The organism is Plantibacter lichenum (assembly GCF_050587525.1).
Classification (GTDB): Bacteria; Actinomycetota; Actinomycetes; order Actinomycetales; family Microbacteriaceae; genus Plantibacter.
Genome location: NZ_JBOBFT010000016.1, coordinates 106,888 through 112,887, shown reverse-complemented (window position 1 = coordinate 112,887; position 6,000 = coordinate 106,888). Strand labels below are relative to the sequence as shown.

The window sequence follows — 6,000 nt, the reverse complement described above, 5'->3', positions numbered from 1 at the left end:
GCAGCGCGATGCGCTCGCGCGTCCGCGGGGCCAAGCCACGAGCGCGGGGCCGACCGAACTCGCGCTCGCGGCGCCGGGGCGCGCTCGCGGAAGGACGACGGCTCACGTTCAGAGTCGAATCGATTCGATCAGGCGTGCGCTCGGCAATATACTGTCGACATGCCCCCAACTCTGGACGGGTCGACGCAGCTGTCGCCGACCCGCATTCGTCTTGCCCTGCTCGCCCTCGCCGTGGGGGCCTTCGGCATCGGCACGACCGAATTCGTCGCGATGGGTCTGCTGCCGAACATCGCCGCGGACCTCCTGCCCGAGCTCTACAGCGCGAGCCACGAGCAGGCCAACGCGCAGGCCGGCTGGCTCATCACGGCGTACGCGCTCGGCGTCGTCGTGGGTGCGCCGACGATCGCCGCCCTCGTCGCCCGCTACCAGCGTCGCAAGGTGCTGCTGTGGCTCGGCGTCGCGTTCACCGTCGGCACCCTGGCATCGGCCGTCCTGCCGTCGTTCGGCCTCGTCCTCGCGTCACGCTTCATCGCCGGACTCCCGCACGGCGCGTACTTCGGCATCGCTGCGCTCGTCGCGGCCGGTCTCATGGGACCGGGCAAGCGCGCTCGCGGTGTGGCTCTGGTGCTCACGGGGCTCACGCTCGCCAACGTCATCGGCGTTCCCTTCGCGACCTGGGTCGGCCAGGGCCTCGGCTGGCGCGCCGCCTACGTCATCGTCGCCGGGATCTTCCTGCTCGCGACGATCGCGATCTTCTTCGCGGTCCCCGCGCAGCCCGGCAATCCGGCGCAGACGATGCGCAAGGAGCTCGCGGTCTTCCGTCGCACGCAGGTGTGGTTCGTCCTCGCGATCGGTTCGATCGGCTTCGGCGGCCTCTTCGCCGTCTACAGCTACATCGCGCCGCTCGTCACCGAGGTGACGAAGCAATCGGAATCGCTCGTGCCGTGGGTCGTCGCGACGATGGGCCTCGGCATGACCGCGGGCAACCTCGTCGGAGGGCACCTGGCGGACAAGAACGTGCAGAAGACGTTGTACCTGTTCTTCTCGCTCATGATCGTGATGCTGCTCGGCCTCGCGCTCACCGCCGCCTGGGTGCCGACGCTCTTTGTCTTCATCTTCGCGGTCGGCTTCTCCTCGCAGGGGATCGGCCCGACCATCCAGACGCGGCTCATGGACGTCGCGCGTGACAGCCAGTCGATCGCGGCTGCGCTCAACCACTCGGCCCTCAACATCGGGAACGCGATGGGCGCGCTGCTCGGCGGACTCGTCATCGCGGCGGGCTTCGGCTACGTGTCACCCGTGTGGCTGGGCGCGCTCCTGACCGTGCTCGGGCTGCTGCTCGTCATCACGAGCTTCGCCGTCGAGCGCAGCCGGCAGCGTCGTGGCATCGAGACCGGTGCGATCGCGACGATGCCCGCGAAGGCGCGCGTGTAGGGATTCGGGTCTCGCGTCGTCCTGGTGTGGTGGTCAGGGACGCGGCCGGTCAGAGGAGACGCGGCTCAGTCGACGATGATGCCGTCGAGGATCGCACGCTTGCGCAGCGCGACCTTCGTCCCCACGTCGATGCCCGCGTTCCGGTACTTCTCGCGGATGCGCTTGAGGTAGCTCTTCGCGGTTTCATCGGAGATGCCGAGGCTCTCCGCGACCATCTTCACGGGCTCACCGGCCGCATACAGGGCCATGACCCGACGCTCCTGAGCGCTGAGGCGCGGACCGGAACCGGTCGCACCGCTCGCGAGCGCGAGGTCGAGCTCGGGGGAGATGTACGACTCGCCGCGTGAGGCGGCACGGAGCGCGTGCACGATCGTCTCGGCGTCCTCGCTCTTCGCGAGATACCCGAGGGCGCCGGCCGCGAGCGCCTCACGGACGACTGCCGGATCGCTGTACGTGCTCATGAGTACGGTCGTGACGCCGGTCGTCTTCAACGTGGCGAGTTTCACGGCGACGGGGATGTTGTCCTTCAGGTCGACGTCGAGCAGCAGCACGTCCACCGGGAACGCGGGGTGCGTCAGGAGTTCCGGCCAGGACGGCGTGACGACGACGAGCTCGATGTCGTCCGCGACGCTCCTGATCCATTCGGTGAGGGCCCCGAGGAGCATGCGGTGGTCGTCGACGATTCCGACCCTGATCCGAGTGAGCTGTGACGTCATTGACGTTCCCCTTTCCGCTGACTCGCGGCAGGATTGTCGACGAAACTGTCGACCTCGATCCTGATACGAGATTTCTGATACGTGTCGACAGAACTGCCGACTCGGCTGAGCGCTTCCCACACCGCAGGTTCCACTTTGGCCCGTTGGATCCCGGTCGCTTCGAGCACGATCGGGATGGTGAGCGGGCCAGGTCGTCCCTGGTGTTCGGTGCGGTCGAGCGGCCCGAGTGTCAACACGGCTGTCGCGCTCGGCGCATCCGCCTCCCCGAGGAGCAACCATACTGCAGAGAGCAGCCCGTCCCGTTGATCCGTGGAGAGATATGTCGCGAGACGGTCGGGATCGCGGAGGACGGCGCCGTCCGAGAGGACGGAGGATTCCATGAACGCGTGCTCGAGCCACGTCTCGTGGCCACCGTGGGTGAGGTGGCGCCGGAGCTCCGTCGCAAGGCGTGATGCGCGTGCCGCGAGCTCCGGGCTGAGGGGGAGCGAGACCGAGCCGTCGGCGACACCGTCGAAGAGTTCCTCGGCTTCGAGGTCGAGCGTCACGAGCTCTTCCGAATCGAAGAAGCCGAGCGCGTCGCGGGCGCTCACGACCGTCGACGCGACCATGACGCGGTCGAGTTCGAGACGGACGATGCGACGGTACTGGGCGACGATCGCGCAGGCGATGAGCGGGGGGACGACGGCGATCGCCGCGACGAGGATCTCGACGCCGAGGGTCGCGCTCTCGCCGCGCGTCTCGGTGAGGACGGCGAGCACGAGCATCACGACGAGCGCGATGCTGGCGACGGCGATGTCGCGCACGGGCCGGAGGGTCACGGCGGCGAGCAGCACTCCGCCGACCGCGGCCGCCGCGGTGGGGTAGAGCCCGTTGACGTTGAGCCCCCACACGGCCGTGAGATCGAGTGCGACGACGACCGCGAGTTCGAGGAGCAGAGCGATGAACACCCGGTCCGACAGATGGAACCCGGCACGGCGGACGAGGCTGAACGTCGTCGCGAGGCCGGCGACGAGGATCACCCACGCGAGCACGGCGATCGCCGGTCGGGGGTACGCCGGCAGGTAGTTGAGGAACCGGGTCAGCGCGTAGACGACCAGGACGAGTCCGGAGACGGACAGGCCGATGCCCAGCTGGCGGGTTCCGAGCGTGGAGCGCTGACGGTCGAGCGCCCGGCGGTGCCGGTAGCGCTTCGTCGGATTCGATTGTCCGTTCACGGTTTCCGGAGTCATGACTGGGGCACCTCCAGGATCACGGTCGTGCCGGCGCCGGGAGCGGCGAACACGCGGGCGTGCCCTCCGGCGTCCTCGATGCGCGCGATGACCGACTCCTTGATGCCGAGATGGCCGGGTGCGACGGTGCGCGGGTCGAACCCGTGCCCCGTGTCGGTGATGAGGAGTTTGACGCTCTGCTCGTCGCTCGTGACGGTGACGTCGGCCGTGTCGACGCCTGCGTGGCGCCGGACGTTCTCGAGGCACTCGCTGAGGGCGAGCAGGAACGCCTCGCGGACCGCCGGATCCAGTTCCACCCGGCCGCCGCCGTAGACGTTGACGGTCAGCCCGCGCGCCTTGAACCGTTCCGTGACGGCGCTCACACCCTCGTCGAGGGACATGTCCGAGCCTCGCTGGAGGATGTACGACCCGGAGGAGACGGGCGTGAGCTCCTCGCCGAGCCGCAGGCTGCGGAGGAGGCGCGCGTCGTCGCGGGCCTGCGCACGGAGCGCCGATTCGTCGACGCCCATGCCGGAGTGGGCCAGGAGGGTGAGCGTCGCGAGCGCCGTGTCGTGGAGAAGCCTCGCGTCCTGCCGGCGCTGCGCCTCCGCCTGGCTCGCGACGCGCTCGGCGTTGAACGCGCTGCCGATGTTGTCCACCCGACGGATGAGCCGGGGGATGCTCGTGCCGAGCCACACGCCGAACGCGCCGATCGTGATCCACATCACGACCGTGAGGGCGAGTGCGGAGAGGGATCGTCCGGACGGGATCGTGACGAGCGACACGGTCACGAGCGTGACCGCGAAGAGACCGAGGAGGAGGGGCCAGGACGGTTTCGGCGGGACGAGGCGTGCGGCTATCGCGCCCATGCCGAAGGACGCGATGATCCCCGCCGCACTCACGGCGCCGACGTTGTCGGTCGCGGACCCGGTGGCTGACGAGCCGCCGATGACCACGAGGATGGTGATGCCCAGCGCGAAGATGAGGGCGATCCAGACGGGATTCGCGAACTGTTCGGCCGCGATGTGCGCGAGGGCGAGGAGTGTGACGAGGGCGAGGAGGATCGCGTAGCGGGCGGGGCTCACGACTCCGGGCACGCTGAGGATCACCGCTGCGGTCACACACCCGGCGAGACCGAACAACCGCGTCGTTCTCAGCAGCAGACGCCGCTGGGCTTTCGCCACACGCTCCATGCAGATGCACCTCTGGAGTCACCCTATCGGGTGCCACCCACCCCGGGGTATCGCTGCGCAACAGCTGTCGATGAGCGGGGGACGAGCGGCGGAGGAGCGGATGGCGAACCCGTGCCGGGAGAGTGCCGCGCGTGTGCCGGGCCCGCGAGCGGGCGCTTCGACTCAGGCGTCGAGGAGCCGCCGCAGGTGGGGCCCGACGAGCGCGTTCTCGATGAGGAAGCCGTCGTGTCCGAAGTCGGACCGGATGACCGCCGGAACCGTCCCGTCGATGTTGCCCGAGAGGTGCAGCGCGATCTCCTCCTGACCGGAGACGGGGAACAAGCGGTCGCTGTCGATGCCGAGGACGAGCGCCGGACCGCCGTAGCTGCGGAGGGCCGCTGCGACCCCGCCGCGATCCCGACCGATGTCGTGGGAGTTCATCGCCTCGACGAGGACGATGTAGCTCCCCGCGTCGAAGCGGCGCGTGAACTTGTTGCCGTGGAAGTCGAGGTACGACTCCACGGCGAAGCGTCCGCCGTGGCCGAGCGGGCTCACGCTCGACTGCCAGCTGCGCTCGAAGCGCGCGTTGAGTTCTCCGGGGCTGCGGTAGTTGAGCAGGGCCATGCGGCGCGCGAGCGCGAGTCCGCGGTGGGGGCCGGCGCCGTCGGGGGCATCGTAGTAGTCGCCGCCGTCGAAGTGCGGGTCGGTGCGGATGGCCTCGAGCTGCACGAAGTTGAGGGAGATCTGGTCCGCGGTCGTCACGGGCGGGGCGGCGATGACGGCGAGCCGTTCGACCTCGTCCGGATACGTCACCGCCCACTCGAGCGCGTGCATCCCGCCCATCGACCCGCCGACGACGGCGGCCCACTTCGAGATGCCGAGGTGCTCGGCGAGACGGTGCTGGGCGGCCACCTGGTCGCGGACCGAGGTGTACGGGAACCGTGAACCCCATTCGACGCCGTTGGGCGCGAACGATGACGGGCCGGTGCTGCCCTGGCAGCCGCCGATCATGTTCGGGGCGACGACGAACCAGCGGTCCGTGTCGATCGCGAGCCCAGGGCCCACGATGCCCGGCCACCAGCCTGCCGTCGAGTGGCCGTTGCCGGCGGTTCCGAGGACGTGGCTGTCGCCCGTGAGCGCGTGCAGGAGCAGGAGCGCGTTGTCGCCGCTCTCGGAGAGCGTCCCCCACGTCTCGTATGCGAGCCTGGCGTGTGGGATCGAGCCGCCGTGCTCGAACGCCAGCTCGCCGATTGAGGCGAACAGTCGGTCCCCGGGACGGTCGCCATCGCGCCACGCGCCGCTCGACGGCGGATTCGCGAGGAGCGCACCGACCTCCGCTTCGGTGACGAAACGGGACGGGACGCTGTCTTCGGGAGTCTGCCAGTCCATAGGTCACCATTCTCGTGTACCGGGGACACCACCCGTGACTGTGTTACGACCGCCGGCCCAGCGCGGGGGTCGCGACGGCTT

At 69.4% G+C, this 6,000-nt stretch carries 5 protein-coding genes; 1 reads left to right on the top strand and 4 read right to left on the bottom strand.

The window, feature by feature from the left end; translation table 11 throughout:
* Positions 1 to 159: 159 nt before the first annotated feature.
* Positions 160 to 1,434, top strand: coding sequence for an MFS transporter (locus tag ACQ3HB_RS18580; protein WP_430922102.1), 1,275 nt, complete (start codon positions 160 to 162; stop codon positions 1,432 to 1,434).
* 65 nt (positions 1,435 to 1,499) lie between these two features.
* On the opposite strand, the gene ACQ3HB_RS18575 is transcribed toward ACQ3HB_RS18580, so the two are convergent.
* The 4 genes from ACQ3HB_RS18575 to metX all read right to left on the bottom strand — a co-directional run bounded on the left by ACQ3HB_RS18575 (position 1,500) and on the right by metX (position 5,919).
* Positions 1,500 to 2,150, bottom strand: a complete 651-nt coding sequence (locus tag ACQ3HB_RS18575; RefSeq protein WP_430922100.1) for a LuxR C-terminal-related transcriptional regulator — start codon at positions 2,148 to 2,150, stop codon at positions 1,500 to 1,502.
* Complete coding sequence (locus ACQ3HB_RS18570; RefSeq protein ID WP_430922098.1) at positions 2,147 to 3,379, bottom strand: hypothetical protein; 1,233 nt, start codon at positions 3,377 to 3,379, stop codon at positions 2,147 to 2,149. The genes ACQ3HB_RS18575 and ACQ3HB_RS18570 overlap by 4 nt, the downstream gene beginning before the upstream one ends.
* Positions 3,376 to 4,551 carry a sensor histidine kinase gene (locus ACQ3HB_RS18565; RefSeq protein WP_430922096.1) on the bottom strand — a complete coding sequence of 392 codons (1,176 nt, stop codon included), beginning with the start codon at positions 4,549 to 4,551 and terminating at the stop codon, positions 3,376 to 3,378. The genes ACQ3HB_RS18570 and ACQ3HB_RS18565 overlap by 4 nt, the downstream gene beginning before the upstream one ends.
* Before the next feature lie 162 nt (positions 4,552 to 4,713).
* The gene (metX, locus tag ACQ3HB_RS18560; RefSeq protein WP_430922094.1) at positions 4,714 to 5,919 is read right to left on the bottom strand and encodes a homoserine O-acetyltransferase MetX; all 1,206 of its coding nucleotides are present in this window, start codon (positions 5,917 to 5,919) and stop codon (positions 4,714 to 4,716) included.
* Between the last annotated feature and the right edge of the window lie 81 nt (positions 5,920 to 6,000).